Raw genomic sequence first — 18,180 nt, forward strand, 5'->3', positions numbered from 1 at the left:
TGAAGTCTTTTTGACTACATACACATATTCATCGTGATGATCAATAGTATATGTTCCAGTTACAGTATTTGCTTGATTGGTCGCCAAATTATAGTCCGTTGGTATATTGACATTATAATTATAATTTTCTCCCAATTTACCACTAATCGTATCTGTTTTTACTTCTTCCCCATCTCCCGGTACAAAAATAGAATTTTTATTCCCAGTTACATCGATATAATGAACTTTAACTTCAGACTTATCTTCACTACCATCCTTTGCATAATAGTAAACAATACCATCATTAGTTGATGTAATTTGATTTATATATGTGTACCATTTTCCATGCGATAAAAACGACATGCGATCGTTAACATTTGGCATGTTCCCCAAGTAACGTTTCGTACTATTAATCGCTTCACCATCATAATATGCAATAACTCGAATCAACCCTTGAGAGTTAATTACTGTTTGCTTTATAACTACATGTTTATCAAGTCTAAAATCATACGATTCACCCACTTTATATGGGGAGATATATCCTGTGGTCTTTGGCGATTGTTTCAATGTATATCCATCAATAGTTGGTGCCTCTCCGGTAATTGTGTATTTCTGATAAGCAACACCTTCAAAAGATTTTGGCGCTGCAAGTTCTTCTCCCGTTGCTTGATCAATATAATGAATCGTAGTTGTCGTTTTCGTTGGCATTGGAGTCGTCATAAAGCCATTTCCCATTGAAGCTGGGTCTCCATGAATTCCGGTATCGGAACCATATGCAAAACCAACCACCATGCCATATATATCATCGCCTTTTTCGATCCCATCAAGACCAATTGAAACACTAGTCCCATCATAATTAGTAAAAATTGGAGGATAAGTAGTTCCACCTGTCCCGTTACTATACTCAACCTTCTTTGATTCACCAGGTGCTACCACTTCTTCTTGTATATTTTGATACCTTCCAGTATGCAAAATTGTTACATATAAATTATTATCATTCAAATTATTTGAGCGGGCCAACAAATAGATAACATGGTAAGATTCATTATAGTTAGCAACACCGGCAAAGTAGTATCTCCCGCTCTCATCGTTGGTAGTATGGGTTTGCAAGATTCCCTTTACTGTTGCTGTTGATTTGATCCAATAACGCTTCAGGTTATTGTATACCCAGTTATCCGTGGGCTTATTAGTTATCTCCGTTAACATGGGCTGGGAATCCAGCTTAATGTCTTGGTTTGACATCGGTAAGCTAGTCGAGGGTTTTTCATTGTTACTTGTGGTCACTAACGAAAAAGAATACCAAGGTAAGCTAGTCGAGGGTTCTTCATTGTTACTTGTGGTCGGATCAGTACTAGTTGGATTTACTACTGCCTTCATTGCTGTTGGTGCAACTAGTGCGTTAACCTTGGCGGTTGTCTTCGGTGTAGCTGTTGTTGCGTCGTTAGTCGGCGTTACTTCAGTATCTTTTTTGTCGACATTGGTAGTATTTTGCGTAGTTTCATTCGCATTTGTCTGCTTGCCTTTATCTTGCGTAGTATCTTGGGTATTTGTTGCCACTACTTTTTCTTCAGCATTAGTTGTGGTTGCTACCGTTTCTTCTTTATCAGCTGTAGTCCGCAATGTTACTTCAGAACTTTGATGGTCTGCTACATTGCTATCTGTTTGAACAGTAGCATCAGTAGGTGTAGTAGTTGGCACCGTATCGGCTGATACCGCATGGTTGCTATATAGCATAAAAGTTGTCCCCAACAATACTGATGCTACTCCTACAGATAACTTCCGTAGTCCCCAACGTTGCTTCCCATCGGCATGCTTTTGTTGGTAGAATTGATAATTATTTTTCGAAACCATATCCGTTCCTCCTAAGCTCATAAAATAAACTCAAATAAAAAATAAAACGTTTTATCACATATAGCTTAACACAATATTGACAATAATTCTAAATTTTCAATAGATTAATTACATTTTAATTTAAGACTGTTTGCAAATTCTTAAACAGTATCTTCTTTTTATACATGGTATAATTTATATTATAAAACTATTCCTTTATTTAGGAGGGGTATTTCTATGAAATCAAAAAATATTATTAAAATTATAACAGGAACTATTATAGCCACCACTATTATTAGTCCCATTGTTCCTGTTATACAGAATATTTCTGTATTTGCAGATACAACTAATTCAAATTCTAGTAACTCAAATACACACACTCTAAATTCTGCATACGTAGTCTACGGATCTGGAGTCTCATCAGATATCTACTCAAGTTTAAATGATGTTTTACAAACAGATTCTTCATTTAAAACTATGACGGCAACAGCAGATGATTACCGTAAATATATTAATAATAATAGTAATACAACTAACGCTGCTATGATTAGTTCTGTTGCTATCGCTCCTGGTGATCCAGGTTCTGGGGTTAAAGTTAATATAAAGAATTATAATGGTGAAAATAATATTACTGAGGTTACTGCTCAACAATATGCTATGGTTGCACAAATGGCTGGTGTAACTGATGTAAGTATTGTCGTTACTGCTAACCGAGCTGTATCTGGTGAATCTGCTTTAACAGGTGTTTATAAAGCTTTAGCTACTGACGGGGTAAATATCAATTCTGAAAACACTTCTGCTGCAAATAACGTTTTAGATGCTACTCAATCTGCTATCGATGCTAACAAAGATGATAAAAGCTATCCCGGAAAATTAATGGCAGCTGTAGGTGATGTTTCAAAACAAATTGCTCAGCAAAAACAAGATGATTCTAGTAACTTAGCGACTAAACAAGACATCCAAGATATGTTAAATAAAGCTCTGGAAAAACGTGGTATAGCCGATACAACTAATCAAACTCAGATTACACAAATTGTTAATGCTTTAGTAGTATTTCAAAATGCTCCTATTTCATCAAGTAAAACTTACGTAAATACCGTTGATGATACGATTAATAATGTAAAAAATTCAACTGGTAACTTGATGAATAAAGCAAAAAATTGGGCTAATAGTGAAAAATTTGGTCAAACAGCTGAAGAAGCTAAGGGCTGGTTCGCTAAATTCACTGATTGGATAAAAGGTATTTTTGGACAAAAATCTGATAATTCCACAGACACAGATACTAACACTAACGAATCAAGTAATACAACTTCATCCTCTGACACTTCTAGTGTTGTAGATGATAGCTCCAGTAACGAAAATACTGATACAAATAATTCTGAGAATTGGTGGACACAATTTACCAATTGGATAAAGGGATTATTTGAACAAAACAATAACTAATTTGGAGGTTTTCATGAACACAACAGTTCTTACCGAGCTTATTAATCAATACGGTTACTTGGCAATTGCACTGCTGATTGCTCTTGAAAATATTTTTCCCCCTATTCCATCAGAAGTAATTCTAACTTTTGCTGGTTTTTTGACTTTAAATAGCGAATTACACATTCTAGGGGTAATAGTTGCATCTACCATTGGAGCTGTTTTAGGTGCTTTAATACTATATCTAGCTGGGTATCTACTTTCAGCTGAACGTCTGGAAAAAATATTATCTGGAAAAGTTGGACAATTACTTCACTTTAACGATAAAGATATAGCCAAGTCTATTAGTTTCTTCAAAAAACACGGTAGTAAAGCAATCTTTTTTGGCAGACTAGTTCCGGTAATCAGAAGTTTAATTTCTATCCCAGCTGGAATGACACATTTTGATTGGAAGAAATTTGTCGTTCTTTCATCTTTAGGCACAGCTATTTGGAATACTATTTTAATTTGCTCTGGACACTATCTTGGAGCATCTTGGGAAAAAATTCTTACAGTTTTTGATTCTTTTACTACAATAATTGTTATTCTCTTAGGCTTAACAATTATTGGCTATTACTTCATCAAATTAAGAAAGGCAAAATAATATAGGATTGAGATTTTGAAAAATTCATAATCTCAATCCTATTGTTTTATATAATCAAATTTTATTATTTATTCATTAATGCTTCTACATCACAACAAATCATATATTCTTCATCTGTTGGAATCCGCATTACTGTAATACTTGAATCTTTTCCAGAAACAATACCTTCTGTACCACGCTTAGAATTTTCATCTTTATTAATTGTTACTCCTAAAAACGATAACTTATTCATTATAGCTTCCCTGGTTTCTGGTGAATTTTCACCAATACCAGCAGTAAAGACAATACCATCAATACCTTCCATTTCCATATAATATTGTCCAATATACTTGACAATATCATTGTAGAATAACTTAATAGCTAATTCTGCTCTCTTATTGTTTTTAGCTGCAGCTGCCTCAACATCGCGCATATCCAAAGATACACCAGACACACCTAAAAATCCTGACTCTTTGTTCAACATATACAAAATTTCAGAAACAGATTTCACTTTTAACTTCTTCATCATATATGCTACTAATGAAACATCTACATCCCCAGAACGAGTAGCCATTTGAATCCCCGTTAATGGTGTAAATCCCATAGATGTATCAAAAGATTTTCCATTCTTTACGGCTGTAATAGAAGCTCCTGCACCTAAATGGCATGTTACTAATTTTAAATCTTCAACAGGTTTTCCCATTAATTTAGCTGCACGCAAAGATACATAACGATGACTTATACCATGTGCTCCATATCGCCTTACACCATAATTTTTATACCATTCATATGGTGTACTATACATAAAGTTTTCTTTAGGTAAAGTTTGATGAAAGGCCGTATCAAAAGCAGCAACACTTAATGCATTTGGTAATAATTTTTTAAAAACTTTAATTCCAACTAAATTAGCAGGATTATGTAACGGAGCCAATTCAATAATATCTTCAATTTTTTCAATTACACTACTATCTATAGGAACAGATTTTTTGAAATATTCACCACCAGCAACTACACGATGGCCTACCGCACTAATTTCATTTAAATTAGTTACAATATTTAATTTCTTTAATAGCTGAAGCAATAAATCCACCGCAGCAGTATGATCTTTTATTGTCTGGACTTCACGATATTTTTTATTATTATATTTAATTGTAATAATTGAATCATCTAAACCTATTCTTTCAATCAAACCACTTGCTAAAACATTTTTAGATGGAGACTCAAATAATTTAAATTTCAGACTAGAACTTCCAGAATTAATTACAATAATTTTTTTCATAAAACTCACTCTCGTTTCTTCAACTAATTACATTGTATATAATATTATTTATTTAAAGCGATTTCAAGTGCATGCAAATGATTATTTAAGCGGTTTTATACTCGGAGAATTTCCCCAAACTCTAGAGTTACTAGGTATATCTTTAATAATTACACTATTTCTTTCAACTATTACATTATCTCCTATTGTTACTCCTCCACCAATCACAACATCATCTTCAAGGACAACATTATTTCCAATAGTTATTGGAAGATCTTTAACCCAATGATTTGCACGATACTGAGGATTTTCAGCATGCTTAGAAGTAAATATACCTACATTATTTCCGATTTGAACATTATTTCCTAAAAAAACATCATTACAATCTATTAATTTAAATCCCTTACCTATCGAAACATTATCCCCGACATGAAAATTAAAGCCAAATTCACAAATAAAGCCTGGTTCAAATGTAAAGTTTTCGCCGTAATTTCCTAATAAATCTAAAATTAAATTTTTGTCCGCCCTTCCTTCAATTTGATAATCACTATTATACTTACGACAATTACTAAAAGCATGGTTTCTTGCATTATCTATATCTTCGTCAAAATCATAGTATAGTTTTCCTTGATTAGTTATCCGCTTTATTTTTTCTATATCAAAATTTTTCATAGTAGAAACCTCAAAATTTTATCTATAAAAAAAGAGTTGCCCTCAAGGAAGGATACAACCCCTTTTTATATTATTCTAACTATATATTTATTAAAATCAACTATGCTTTTTTACCACATACCTATAACTTTCATCCAAAGAGTTCCTACACTCATCCACAATATAATATAAATGATTCCTAGAAATGCATTCATTTGCCACCATTTAGATTGTGTTACATATCCCGATCCAAATAATACTGGTGCTGGACCTGAAGCATAATGTGTTGTAGAGGCACAAAGATTACCAAAGAATCCCAACATCAAAGCTGCTAACATTCCTGGAACACCAGCAGATACTGCTACACCTAACAAAGCTCCGTACATCGCACTGATATGTGCTGTTGAAGATGCAAATAAGTAATGGCTATAGAAGAATGCTAGAACTAAAATCAATAAGATAAAGAACCAACTAATACCATGTAATGAACCGGCAATTGTCTTACTCAACCAAGGAATAAAACCTAATTCATTTAATTGGCTAGCCATCATTACTAAAACAGAGAACCAAGTCAATGTATTCCAAGCGCCACTTTCATTTAAAATATCTTTCCAAGTTAAAACTCCTGTGATTAATAATAAAGAAAGTGCCATAAAGGCTGTTAGAGTAGCGTCTATCTTTAATGTACTACCTAAAACCCACAATAATAATGCAAAAATAAAGATTCCAATCATTACTTTTTCAGGAACTGTTATTTTACCCATTTTTTCTAATTCTGAATCTGCCCATTCCTTAGCATTTGGAGTCTCTTTTATTTCAGGTGGATAAAGCTTGTAAATAATAAATGGAATGATAATTAATGACAATAAACCTGGAACTAATCCAGCTAAGAACCAATCCATCCATTGAAGATGCACACCATTACTCTTAGCTAAAGTTTGAACTAAAGGATTTCCGGCCATCGCTGTCATAAACATTGCTGAAGTAATCATATTACCATGGTATTCAGCAAAAATTAGAAATGAACCGATTTTTCTTTCTGTTTTCTTCTTAGGATCTGAGTCAAATTCTTTGGCTAATGATTCAATAATTGGGTACATGATACCGCCTGCACGTGCTGTATTAGAAGGCATTGCTGGTGCTAAAATCAAATCTACCCCGATTAATGAATAAGCTAATCCCAAAGTACGTTTACCGAATAACTTAACAAATATCAAGGCAATTCTTCTACCCAATCCTGTTTTAATAAAGCCACGGGCGATAAAGAATGCCATTGCAATCAACCAAATACTTGCATTACCAAATCCTACGATTGCCTTTTCCATTGGCACAGTTTTCGTCAAAACAACCAAAGCAAAAGCAATAATCGAAACTGCACCAATTGGTAGAGGTTGTGTAATACATGCAATAATAGTAGCAACAAACAAAGCAAACATATGCCAACCAGCAACTGAAATTGCTACTGGTCTAAGTGGAGTTGCAAACCAGATAATTAAGCCCACTATAACTGGGACTATAAACTTTTTATAATCAACTTTTTCCAATGATTTCATAAAAAATTCTCCAAACTTCTCTATGTAGGGGATTTGTTCATCTTACAAATCCTTAGAAAAAGGTTGAGATTCTTCTGCTCAACCTTTATTTGTTATTTTTCTAAAAATGCTTCACGTCCAGCTTGTATACCGAAAATAACCGTTTCTGCAATAGAGTTACCACCGATACGATTATTGCCGTGTAAACCACCTGCAACTTCTCCAGCAGCTAAGAGACCAGGAATTATATCACCATTTCCATCTATAACTCTTGTACGACTGTCAATATGGATTCCACCCATTGTATAATGGATAGCAGGTGCAATATGAATAGCGTAGTATGGAGCTTCACTAATCTTTCTTTCCATTCCTGTTTTACGATCAAAATCAGTATCTTTACCAGCAGCAACCATTTGATTCCAGTTGTTAACTGTTGCTTCTAATTTATCTGCAGGAACATTAATCTTTTCTGCTAATTCTTTCAAATCAGATCCATGTTCTACCAAGCCGATACTATCGTAGAATTCAATAGCTTTTACTCGACTGCGAATATCTTTATCAAAAATTAAGTATGCACTGTGTTCAGGCAAAGCAGTAATAGCGTTAGAAACAACTTTTCTTGTATTAAGTTCATTTACAAAACGTTGTCCTTCACCATTTACTAAAATGCCACCTTCACCACGAACAGCTTCGCCAATTAAGAAGGCATGTGGTGTATCTTGTTGTACAGTTGGATGTACTTGAATTAAATTCATTTGTACAACTTGGGCACCTAATTCTTCAGCTAACTTAATGCCATCTCCAGTAGCTCCAGGGTGATTAGTTGTTTTATAGCTGGCTAAATCTGGACGATATTTCTTAATAATATCTTGAGCAGCACCAAAACCACCTGTAGCTAGTAATACCGTTTTAGCATTAATTACCTTCTCACCTTCACTAGTTTCTACAGTAACACCATTTACTCGACCATCTTCTTTATTAACTTTTGTAACAGTTACATTATTAAAAACTGGTAAGTCTTCAGTTTGAGCAATCTTTAATAAATTCTTTATCAAGAAAGCTCCAATTGGTGCCATGCTAGATGGGCGATGAGTTCTCATTTTACTCATACCACCAGTGAAAGTTAGTTCGTCTAATTCAATTCCATGGTCTTTTAACCAATCAATTGCAAGAGCTGAATGACTAGTGAAATATTTTAATAATTCTGGATCATTTAACTTTCCACCACCTTTATAAGTTTCCTTATAAAAGTCATCCATATTATCAACAATTCCATGATGTAATTGGATGTTAGTTTCAGCAGCATTCATTCCTGAAGAAGCACGATTAGTATTACCACCAAATTTTTCCATTTTTTCTAAAACAACTGGCTTCAAACCTAATTCATGTGCTTGAATAGCAGCTGTTAAACCTGTACTACCAGAACCTACGATTACAACATCATAGCTACTTTCCAATTTCGAAATATTCCATGGTTCAAAAATAAATTTTTCAGCCATTATATATCCTCCTAAAAGTTTATCGATCGATATTTGTCATCTTCAATGGATCTACCCATTCATCAAATTGTTCAGGAGTTACCTTACCTGATGCAATTGCAGCTTCACGCAAAGTCGTTCCTTCTTTATCTGCCTTTTGAGCAATTTTAGCACTGTCATGGTATCCAATATGTGGAGAAAGAGCAGTAACTGTCATCAAGGAATTATCCACTAATTCTTTCATGCGATTTTCGTTAACAGTTAAACCACTAATCATCTTATCTGCAAAGCCTCTCATTGTTCCTGCTAATAAGTCAGCTGATTCCAAGAATGCTTCGATTAATACTGGCTTGTAAACATTCATTTCAAAATTACCTTGAGAAGAAGCCATACCAACTACAATATCATTACCTGTAACACGAACTGCAGCCATAGTAATTGCTTCTGCTTGAGTTGGGTTTACTTTACCAGGCATAATGGAAGATCCTGGTTCATTTGCTGGGATATTCAATTCATCATATCCTGCACGTGGACCTGAAGCTAAGAAACGTACATCATTAGCAATCTTCATCAAGTCGTCTGCTAAAGTCTTCATTGCTCCATGAACTACATTTAAGTTAGAGTGATGAGATAATCCATAGAATTTATTACTTTTAGCTGTAAATTCATGTCCGTATACTTTACCAACTTTTTCAGCAATTACATCAGCAAATCCAGGAGCAGCATTCAAACCAGTTCCTACTGCAGTACCACCCATTGCTAATTCTAAAAGTGTACCGTCTAATTGTTTTAAGTATTCAAGATCATGTTCTAGAGCTGATACCCAGCCAGATACTTCTTGACCAAAAGTTAATGGTGTAGCATCTTGTAAATGAGTACGTCCAATCTTAACTACTCTCCAATATTTTTCTTGTTTTTTCTTTAATTCATCAATCAAATGTTGTGCAGATTCTTCCAACTTAGCTACTGCATCTGCAGCTACAATATTCATTGCTGTTGGGAAAATATCATTAGAACTTTGACCTTTATTAACATCATCGTTAGGTAAAATTTCAAGTTCAGGATTTAATTTTGCAGCTTGATGAGCTACTACTTCATTACAGTTCATATTTGTTTGAGTACCAGAACCTGTTTGATAAACTTTTAATGGGAAATCTTTACGAAGATCTTCATCACTTAAAGCAAGTAAAGTATCGATACTTTCAACAATTAACTTTCCCTTTGCTTCACTAATTTGGTTTAATTCCATATTTGATTGTGCAGCTGCCTTTTTAATTTGAAGTAAAGCACGAATTATTTCAATTGGCATAAAGCGACCAGTTGGGAAATTGTTACGACTACGTTCTGTTTGTGGTCCCCAGAGTGCAGTCTTAGGAATCTTTACTTCTCCTAATGTATCTTCTTCAATGCGAAATTCTGACATAATTAATCCACTCCTTAAGTAAATATTAAGAAATCACTTCCAATATTAATGATACAATTCACATATTCATATAGTCAAATATTATATAATCTATAAAATGTTTTTATATGTGACTCAAAAACACTTATAAATAAAGCATTTATAATTTGAGGAGTTAATTATTAATATTCGTTTTTACAAAAAATAATTTGTTCTGTTTTGCACAAATTAATAAATTTTCTTAAAATAATCTTTAACCACTTTATAATCATTTTGTGCTATACTTTTTATAAATATATAGTAAAGGGGATATTTTATGCGTTTTGTTTTAAGAGGAATTTGGTTAATACTTGCGATTTTCTTTTTCATTTTAGGACTAATCGGATTAGCTTTACCTGTAATCCCTCAAGTACCATTCTTTCTTTTATCAATTTACTTTACGTCTAAGTTTTCTCCTAGATTCCATAACTGGATTTCAAACAATAGATTGTACAAGAAGTATTTATTGCCATTAAAGAATGTTATTAGAAATGAAAGAGAAGTTGTTAAAGATAAATCTAAACAAGTTTGGTATAAAGTTTTAATGGCTAAATTAGGCTTTATCCGTTAGTCAAAAAGTCCTACTTTAATCTTATGGCCGATTAAAGTAGGACTTTTTTGTTATTCAATTAACCTTTCAACACATCATTTAGTGCTTCTGACATTGTTGGATGAGTGTAAATTTGATCTCTTAACATTGTATATGGTAATTTAGCTTTCATCGCCAACGCAATTAAATTAATTACTTCATATGATTCTTCACCGTAAATTGTCGCACCTAAAATTTCTTCTGTATCTGGATTTACTAAGATTTTATACATTCCACGAGTATTTCCTATTACTTTAGCCTTTGGAATGGAAGTAGCTGCCAATTTAAATAGCCTATACTCAATTCCCTTATTTTTAGCTTCCACTTCATTTAAACCAACTCTAGATAGTGCTGGTGTAGTGAAGACACTATAAGGAACTAACTTTCTATCACTAACTTTTCTTTCACCTTTTCCATAAAGTTGGTCAAAAATAATTCTAAAGTCATCTAGAGAAATGTAAGTAAATTGAGGTCCGCCTTTAACATCGCCAATTGCCCATACATTTTCTGCAGTTGTTCTTAAATAATCATCAACTTTAATTGCTCCACGTTCATCTAGTTCAATATCCGTATTTTCCAATCCCAAATTTTCTGTTACCGGCTTTCTTCCCGTTGCTACTAATAAATTATCGGCTTCAACAGTTCGTTTTTGACCATTGATTTCGTAAACAACTTCCACTTTATCAGATAGATCTCTAACTTCTACAACTTTTACTCCTAATTTAAATTCAATCCCATCTTGACTTAAGTCATTGAAAAGCATTTCTGATATATCATCATCTTCACGCTTTAAAAACTTTTCGTTAGTGTCTAAAACTGTTACTTTAGCCCCATAACGAGCAAACATTGAAGCAAATTCTATACCAATATACCCAGCACCTAAAATTACTAATTCATTTGGTAAGGAATTTTGATCCATAGCTGCTGTTGAATCTAAAATATACTTACTTTCTTTCAAACCTTTAACTTGTGGAATTATCGGAGTAGCTCCAGTATTAATAAAGATTCTCTCGCCCTTAATCTTAGTCTTTTCACCACTGTCCAAAACAATTTCAATCGTATGATTACCAACAAATTTAGCTGTCCCATCTAAAACAGTTGCCGTTTCTTCATCTGCGACCATATGATAATTCTTATTTCTTAAAGCTGTTGTCATTTCATTTTTTTGCTTAACAGCATCTTCAAACTTAATTCCACGTTGAGCATTAATGATCAAATTTTTTGATGGTAAACAAGCAATATTAATACATGTTCCACCATACATCTTCTTAGACTTTTCTACTACTAATACTGACTCTCCTTTAGCAGCTAAATTCTTGGCTAAAGTTTTTCCACCTTTTCCAAATCCAATGATTATATTTTTAAATTCTTGCATTTAATATCCTCACTTTCCAGTTTAAATTCAACCAAATTGTAGCACATATATTTTTATTTTACTAATAAAAAGTAAGTATAAAATGATAAAAAATAACAAATCATGTTTCCTTAAAAACACAATTTGTCATTTTTCCACTATTAACTAATTCTTACAAATCCACTAATGCTTGTGCTCTTTGCAATTCTAAAGCTCTAACATCTCTTGGTAAGAATCTTCTAATCTCGTCTTCATTATATCCAACTTGAAGTCTCTTACTATCCATTATGATAGGTCTTCTAAGCAAACCAGGATTCTTTTGAATTAATGTATAAAGTTTTTGTAATGGTAATTCATCTAAATCAATATCTAAATCTTGAAAAATCTTAGAACGTTTAGAAATAATTTCTTCAGTTCCATCTTCTGTCATTTGTAAAATTTGTTTAATTTCATCAACATTTAAAGGGTTAGAAAAAATATTTCTTTCTTCAAATGGAATATTATGTTCTTCTAGCCATGCACGAGCCTTACGACAAGATGTGCAACTTGGTGATGTATAAAGTGTAACCATCTATGAAACGCCTCTTTTCTAAATTAAGGACCTACCTCAATGTACTACAATATAATTAACCACATACTTATTTTACTACATATTGTCCAAAAAATAAATATCTTTTACAAAAAATATTAATTAACTTTTTGTAAACAATTATCATGTTTATATTAATGTAATTATATCAAATATTTTTAGTCTCAAATATCTATATATATAAACTTATATAAAAGTTAAGTTTTTATTTATTTAGTCAATCTATCCCAAATTACAACTTGACCTTCTTTAAGTGACTTTTGTACATCAATAATCCTTTGATTAGAACTTCCTCTAAATTGCAAAGTTAAATCCATCAAATCTTGTTCAAATCTACCATCAACTAAAATATCTAAATTATATAATAATTCTAATTTATCTTCAGATTCTTTCATCAATTCATCCCAAGTATATCCTGACCAAGACCAAATATCTTTTGCGTGACCGTATTCTTTTCTTATTCTTTTAACCAATTTCAAACAAACCTGCGTATTTAGAAATGGTTCTCCACCTAATAAAGTTAATCCTTGACAATAGCTCTCGCCTAAATCTTTAATAATTTGATCTTCAAGTTCTTGGGTATATGGGGTTCCATAATTAAAATTCTGAGCAGCTTTATTATAGCAACCTGGGCAAGCAAACATACATCCACTAACATATAAACTACATCTAATTCCTTCACCATCAACAAAATTAAATGGTTTATAATCTGCAATCTTCATTTGACTTAAATTACTTGCTAACCATTCTTTAGGTTGTGGATTACGAGGGCCTCTTTTTCGTCTTCTTTGCTTATTTTTTGATTCACTATTATCTACTTTAAAATCATCCTTATTAACAAAGACTGTATCTCCACCAACACTTATACGAATCGAATCATTATTGTTCATCTTCTGCCATTCCATTCATTAAATTTTTAGCTCGTGATGCTATTTCAACGTGACGACCATGTACCATTGGTCTTTGTAGAGGATTACCTAAGTAACCACAAGTTCTCTTTACACAATCACATGTCTTAGGATCATGATTACCACACTTAGGACATTCAAAACCACGTGCTGTTGGTTTAAATTCACCTTGGAATCCACATTTATAACATTTATCAATTGGAGTATTAGTTCCTAAATAACCTATCTTATCATAAGCCCAGTCCCACACAGCCTCGAGTGCCTTAGGATTTTGTCTCAAATTAGGATATTCGCAATAATGGATGAAGCCACCAGAAGCATACTTAGGATAATCCATTTCAAAAGTCAATTTTTCAAATGGAGATGGATGCTTTCTTACATCATAGTGGAAACTATTTGTATAGTATTCTTTGTCTGTAATATCCTTTACCTTACCAAATCTTTCTGTATCTAATTTGCAGAAACGATCTGTCAATGATTCACTTGGAGTTGAATAAACACTAAAGTGATAATTATATTCCTTAGACCAAGCTTTGCATCTTAAGTTTAGCTCTTTAACAATTTGTAAAGTAAAGTCATGAGCTTCTTGATTATTTTCCCAATCAGGACCATAGAAACTTGTTCCGACTTCATACAAACCAATGTATCCCAAAGAAACTGTTGCTCTACCATTTTTGAAAAGTTCATCTACATTTCCATCTGGTTTTAATCTCTTGCCGAAAGCACCAAATTGATACAAAATAGGTGCATTTTCAGGACTAGCATCCAATACTCGTTTAACCTTGAAAACTAATGCGGATTTAGCAACTTGCATTTCCTCATCAAAAATTTGCCAAAATAGATCTTTATCTCCATTAGCTTTTAAAGCTATTCTTGGTAAATTAACTGTTACTACCCCTAAATTCATCCGTCCAGAGTTAACTTCTTGACCATTTTCATCCTTCCAACCTTGCAAGAATGAGCGACAACCCATTGGCGCTTTGAAACTACCTGTTAACTCTTTAATCTTGTCGTACATTAAAACATCAGGATACATTCTCTTAGTAGCACATTCAACTGCCAATTCTTTGATGTCGTAGTTAGGATCTTCAGGCTTCAAATTTACACCTTTCTTGATTGTGAAAACCAACTTTGGAAAAATAGCAGTTCTCTTTTCTTTACCCAATCCAGCAATTCTAATTCTCAAAATTGATTTTTGAATTTCTCTTTCAACCCATGACGTTCCCAAGCCAAAACCTAAAGTAGTAAATGGTGTTTGACCTTGTGATGAAAATAATGTATTAATCTCATACTCTAATGCTTGCATCGCATCATAAATATCTTTTTTAGTTCTTTTAACTGCAAAAGCCTTGATTTTATCCTCATCAGTGATAAATTCTTCACTTTCCTTCAAATGCTTGTGATAATTCTTCATAGCAAATGGTGCTAAAACTTCATCAATTCTATCAGCAGAACAACCACCATATTGAGAAGAAGCAACGTTGGCGATGATTTGTGCCATTTGTGCTGTTGCAGTTTGAATAGAATGAGGACTTTCCACTTCTGCATTACCAATCTTAAATCCATGGGTCAACATTTCTTTAAAGTCAATTAAGCAACAATTAGTCATGGGACTCCATGGTGTGTAGTCCAAGTCATGATAATGAATATCACCACGTAAATGAGCCTTAGCAACATGTTCAGGCATCATCTTCAAACCTAGTGTCTTTCCAACAGTTCCGGCTGTTAAATCACGTTGCGTATTAAAAACTTTACTATCCTTATTAGCATTTTCGTGAACTAAACTTGGATCCTTTCCTTGAAGTCTAGCTAGTCTTTCTGTTGGATTTGTTTGTTCTTCCCATTTTTCTTCATCTTGTTTACGATATTCTATGTAAGCTTGAGCTTTATCATCTAAACCTAGCTCTTTTAACGTATCTACAAAAGCAGTTGCTACTTCCTGTGCACTTACTTCGCCTTTTCCTACTAATTTATTTAGTATTCCACTAATTACATTTTCTTGGATCTTACCCGATAAATCCATTGCATTTAGTACTAATTTTAATTTATATAAAGCAAAGGAAAATTTTGCTCCATCTCTTTTAACGAAGTAACTCGGTACTTCTTTTATTATTTTTATATTATTTTTATCTGTTTTTAAATCCAACATAGCACATTTCCCTTTCCATTATTTTATACTATATATATTACACGTTAACTCTACCTAATACAATATATAGTGCCAAAAAATAAAATATCACACTATATATAGTATGCAATCTATTGAATAATATTTTTTTCAAACTTGCGTTATAATAGGACATATAGCAATTATTGGTGGTGAGAAAATGGAATTAACTGAAATCAAAGAAAAAACTTTACAAGCACTTAATGAGTTGCTTGAACAAGCTAATTTAAAAAAAGATGATATTTTTGTACTAGGTATGAGTACTAGTGAAATACAGGGACAACATATTGGTAAACATTCAAATATTGATATCGGTCGCACAGTCGTAAATACAATCAATGATCGCCTTAAAGAATTAGGTGTACATCTTGCAGTTCAAGGTTGCGAACATTTGAACCGTGCTTTAGTTGTCGAAGAAAGTGTTGCTGAAAAGAATAATTTGGAAATTGTCACAGTTTATCCGTCTCTACATGCGGGTGGAGCTGGTCAAATCGCAGCATTTGAAGCTTTTGATAACCCAGTAGAAGTTGAGCATATCACTGCAAAAGCTGGTATGGATATTGGGGATACTTCTATTGGTATGCATGTAAAATTTGTACAAATTCCCGTTAGAACAAGTATTACTGAAATTGGCAAAGCACATGTTACGTTCTTGCGTTCACGTCCTAAATTGATCGGTGGTCAACGCGCTAAATATACTTGGGATCCATTTAATTAATATAACAGCGTCAAACTAGATTTTTATCAAGTTTGACGCTGCGTTATTTTATCGCTCATTACGGTACGGAACACGCCATGGTAACAAAACAGTGTCCACTATACCATTTAGTGAAAAGTTAAACTGGCAAGTTTACTGTGTTCCCAGAATTCCTAATTTCAAACCATTAAGAAACGATAGTTTTAGGTTAAGTTAGGATAGTTCAAGCCATAATTCTATTAAGAGTTATCACGTAATTTAACATGAATTTCTTGTATAATTTTTTCTAAATTTAAATAAAAGATCTACCAGATAATTACCTGATAGATCTTTCATTAAATTTATACTGAATATTTGACAAAAATTCTCCCCCACACAATATGGGGAATACATTCTTATCCTTCAAAGTATTAGAAAAGGTAAGCTATTATTTATATAGTAGAATCATTATCACAATAAACTACATATAATCCACGTTATATTTTAACACAATGTAGCAGTAAAAAAATTCCATACTATTAAACGTAGAGTTATCTTTTCATATTTATGATAATTGCCCTGGTAAGATTTTCTTTTCCTTTGTTGGAAAATTAGTGTCAAATTTTTCAACTTCTGCATCTTCAACAATATATCCTTCTGGATCCTTAAAAGTACCAATTACTTCAGAAAGATAACCTGATTGTAATTCTTTTATCATGAAAAATGGAATTTCTTCATTTCGAGGAAAAGGATCATAGTAAATATTCATAGAATGTCCACTTACAAATCCAAATTTTCGATAATACTTTGGATCTCCAGTAATTACTAATGCACCACAACCAAGTTTTTTTGCTTTATCCATTGTAAATTTAATCAATTTACTACCATATCCTTTCCCTTGATATTTTGGTAACACACTAACAGGACCAAATGTCATAACTGGAACAAATTCCCCATTATCACATTGTATTTTAGAATTACAATACATAATATGGGCAATCACTTCTCCATCTTTTTCAATAACATAATCCAATTCTTTTACAAAATCAGAACGTTTTCTAAATTTATGAAGAATATAATGTTCAGAACATCCAGGATGATATTTATTCCAAAAAGCTTCTCTTGTAAGATTCTCTACTTGTTTCCATTCTTCTTTATTTTCCAAACGAATTATAATATTATTTTTCATAGAATGCGATTTCACCTCTAAAAATTTTATTAATTAACACTACAATAATAACATTTAGCTGTTTAATTTTTTATACTTTCTAGTAGTTCATAAAAAGACGGCACTAAATCTCGTTAATATTGAGCTTAGTGCCATCTATTATAACTATTTTAAGAAAAAATTTCGTTACTTAATATATCACATCAATTTTTTAGCGTTTTCGAATAATCTCCCATACTCCAAGAATAGACGTCAAAAGTAATCCAATAATCGAGTAAATGGTCCCTGCTTTATTTCCAGTTTGTGGAAGTTTATTTTGAAAGACCTTAGACTTAGTATCCATATTTTTTAATTCAGGTGTAGCTATCTTTCCTTTTGCGTTTGTGATATTTTTTGGAGTTGAACTAGTTGTAGAAGTTTCTGGAGTTGGATCGTCTGTCACTTCTTCTGATTCTTCTACTATTGCTGGTTCATCTGCTCGATAGTAGATGTCTACCACTGCATCCAAACTTTCTG

15 protein-coding genes and 1 pseudogene are annotated in these 18,180 nt (G+C 32.7%); 4 read left to right on the forward strand and 12 right to left on the reverse strand.

Annotated features, from left to right (window positions below):
- On the reverse strand, positions 1 to 1,830 hold a 1,830-nt coding region (locus NOU10_RS08810), incomplete at its 3' end, for a YSIRK-type signal peptide-containing protein (RefSeq protein WP_255906610.1).
- 216 nt (positions 1,831 to 2,046) lie between these two features.
- On the opposite strand from NOU10_RS08810, the pseudogene NOU10_RS08815 reads away from it, so the two are divergent.
- Positions 2,047 to 3,057 (forward strand): annotated as a pseudogene (locus NOU10_RS08815) (DUF1002 domain-containing protein); the annotation flags it as partial.
- Positions 3,058 to 3,265: 208 nt separating this feature from the next.
- Complete coding sequence (locus NOU10_RS08820; protein WP_255906614.1) at positions 3,266 to 3,874, forward strand: DedA family protein; 609 nt, start codon at positions 3,266 to 3,268, stop codon at positions 3,872 to 3,874.
- Between the two features lie 64 nt (positions 3,875 to 3,938).
- Here the strand turns inward: NOU10_RS08820 and NOU10_RS08825 are convergent, their stop codons facing one another.
- From NOU10_RS08825 to NOU10_RS08845, 5 genes are all read right to left on the reverse strand, one after another.
- A complete protein-coding gene (locus tag NOU10_RS08825; protein WP_255906616.1) occupies positions 3,939 to 5,132 on the reverse strand; it encodes an acetate/propionate family kinase in 1,194 nt (397 codons plus the stop codon).
- Between the two features lie 81 nt (positions 5,133 to 5,213).
- Entirely contained in the window at positions 5,214 to 5,783 is a 570-nt protein-coding gene (locus tag NOU10_RS08830) for a maltose acetyltransferase domain-containing protein (RefSeq protein WP_255906617.1), read from the reverse strand.
- 110 nt (positions 5,784 to 5,893) lie between these two features.
- Positions 5,894 to 7,315 (reverse strand): anion permease, encoded by a 1,422-nt coding sequence (locus NOU10_RS08835; RefSeq protein WP_069469070.1) that lies wholly within the window; start codon positions 7,313 to 7,315, stop codon positions 5,894 to 5,896.
- 92 nt (positions 7,316 to 7,407) lie between these two features.
- Positions 7,408 to 8,793 (reverse strand): flavocytochrome c, encoded by a 1,386-nt coding sequence (locus tag NOU10_RS08840; RefSeq protein WP_255906620.1) that lies wholly within the window; start codon positions 8,791 to 8,793, stop codon positions 7,408 to 7,410.
- 19 nt (positions 8,794 to 8,812) lie between these two features.
- The gene (locus tag NOU10_RS08845) at positions 8,813 to 10,195 is read right to left on the reverse strand and encodes a class II fumarate hydratase (RefSeq protein WP_255906621.1); all 1,383 of its coding nucleotides are present in this window, start codon (positions 10,193 to 10,195) and stop codon (positions 8,813 to 8,815) included.
- 295 nt (positions 10,196 to 10,490) lie between these two features.
- On the opposite strand from NOU10_RS08845, the gene NOU10_RS08850 reads away from it, so the two are divergent.
- On the forward strand, positions 10,491 to 10,784 hold the full coding sequence (locus tag NOU10_RS08850; RefSeq protein ID WP_161023135.1) for a DUF454 family protein: 294 nt from the start codon (positions 10,491 to 10,493) through the stop codon (positions 10,782 to 10,784).
- A gap of 58 nt (positions 10,785 to 10,842) precedes the next feature.
- On the opposite strand, the gene NOU10_RS08855 is transcribed toward NOU10_RS08850, so the two are convergent.
- The 4 genes from NOU10_RS08855 to nrdD all read right to left on the reverse strand — a co-directional run bounded on the left by NOU10_RS08855 (position 10,843) and on the right by nrdD (position 15,802).
- Positions 10,843 to 12,177: an FAD-dependent oxidoreductase gene (locus NOU10_RS08855; RefSeq protein WP_255906622.1), complete on the reverse strand. Its 1,335-nt coding sequence runs from the start codon at positions 12,175 to 12,177 to the stop codon at positions 10,843 to 10,845.
- 151 nt (positions 12,178 to 12,328) lie between these two features.
- On the reverse strand, positions 12,329 to 12,727 hold the full coding sequence (gene spxA / locus NOU10_RS08860) for a transcriptional regulator SpxA (protein ID WP_003703607.1): 399 nt from the start codon (positions 12,725 to 12,727) through the stop codon (positions 12,329 to 12,331).
- Positions 12,728 to 12,954: 227 nt separating this feature from the next.
- A complete protein-coding gene (gene nrdG / locus NOU10_RS08865) occupies positions 12,955 to 13,635 on the reverse strand; it encodes an anaerobic ribonucleoside-triphosphate reductase activating protein (RefSeq protein WP_161023134.1) in 681 nt (226 codons plus the stop codon).
- Entirely contained in the window at positions 13,625 to 15,802 is a 2,178-nt protein-coding gene (gene nrdD, locus NOU10_RS08870) for an anaerobic ribonucleoside-triphosphate reductase (RefSeq protein WP_255906623.1), read from the reverse strand. Before nrdD ends, nrdG begins: the two co-directional genes overlap by 11 nt.
- Before the next feature lie 178 nt (positions 15,803 to 15,980).
- On the opposite strand from nrdD, the gene NOU10_RS08875 reads away from it, so the two are divergent.
- Positions 15,981 to 16,538, forward strand: coding sequence for a TIGR01440 family protein (locus NOU10_RS08875; protein WP_255906624.1), 558 nt, complete (start codon positions 15,981 to 15,983; stop codon positions 16,536 to 16,538).
- Between the two features lie 523 nt (positions 16,539 to 17,061).
- On the opposite strand, the gene NOU10_RS08880 is transcribed toward NOU10_RS08875, so the two are convergent.
- Together NOU10_RS08880 and NOU10_RS08885 are read right to left on the reverse strand one after the other, a co-directional pair.
- Positions 17,062 to 17,685 carry a GNAT family N-acetyltransferase gene (locus NOU10_RS08880; protein ID WP_255906625.1) on the reverse strand — a complete coding sequence of 208 codons (624 nt, stop codon included), beginning with the start codon at positions 17,683 to 17,685 and terminating at the stop codon, positions 17,062 to 17,064.
- Between the two features lie 190 nt (positions 17,686 to 17,875).
- The coding region (locus NOU10_RS08885; RefSeq protein ID WP_255906626.1) for an LPXTG cell wall anchor domain-containing protein at positions 17,876 to 18,180 on the reverse strand (305 nt) is incomplete at its 5' end.

The organism is Ligilactobacillus sp. MP3, from assembly GCF_024436335.1.
In the GTDB taxonomy this organism is placed as follows: Bacteria; Bacillota; Bacilli; order Lactobacillales; family Lactobacillaceae; genus Ligilactobacillus; species Ligilactobacillus salivarius.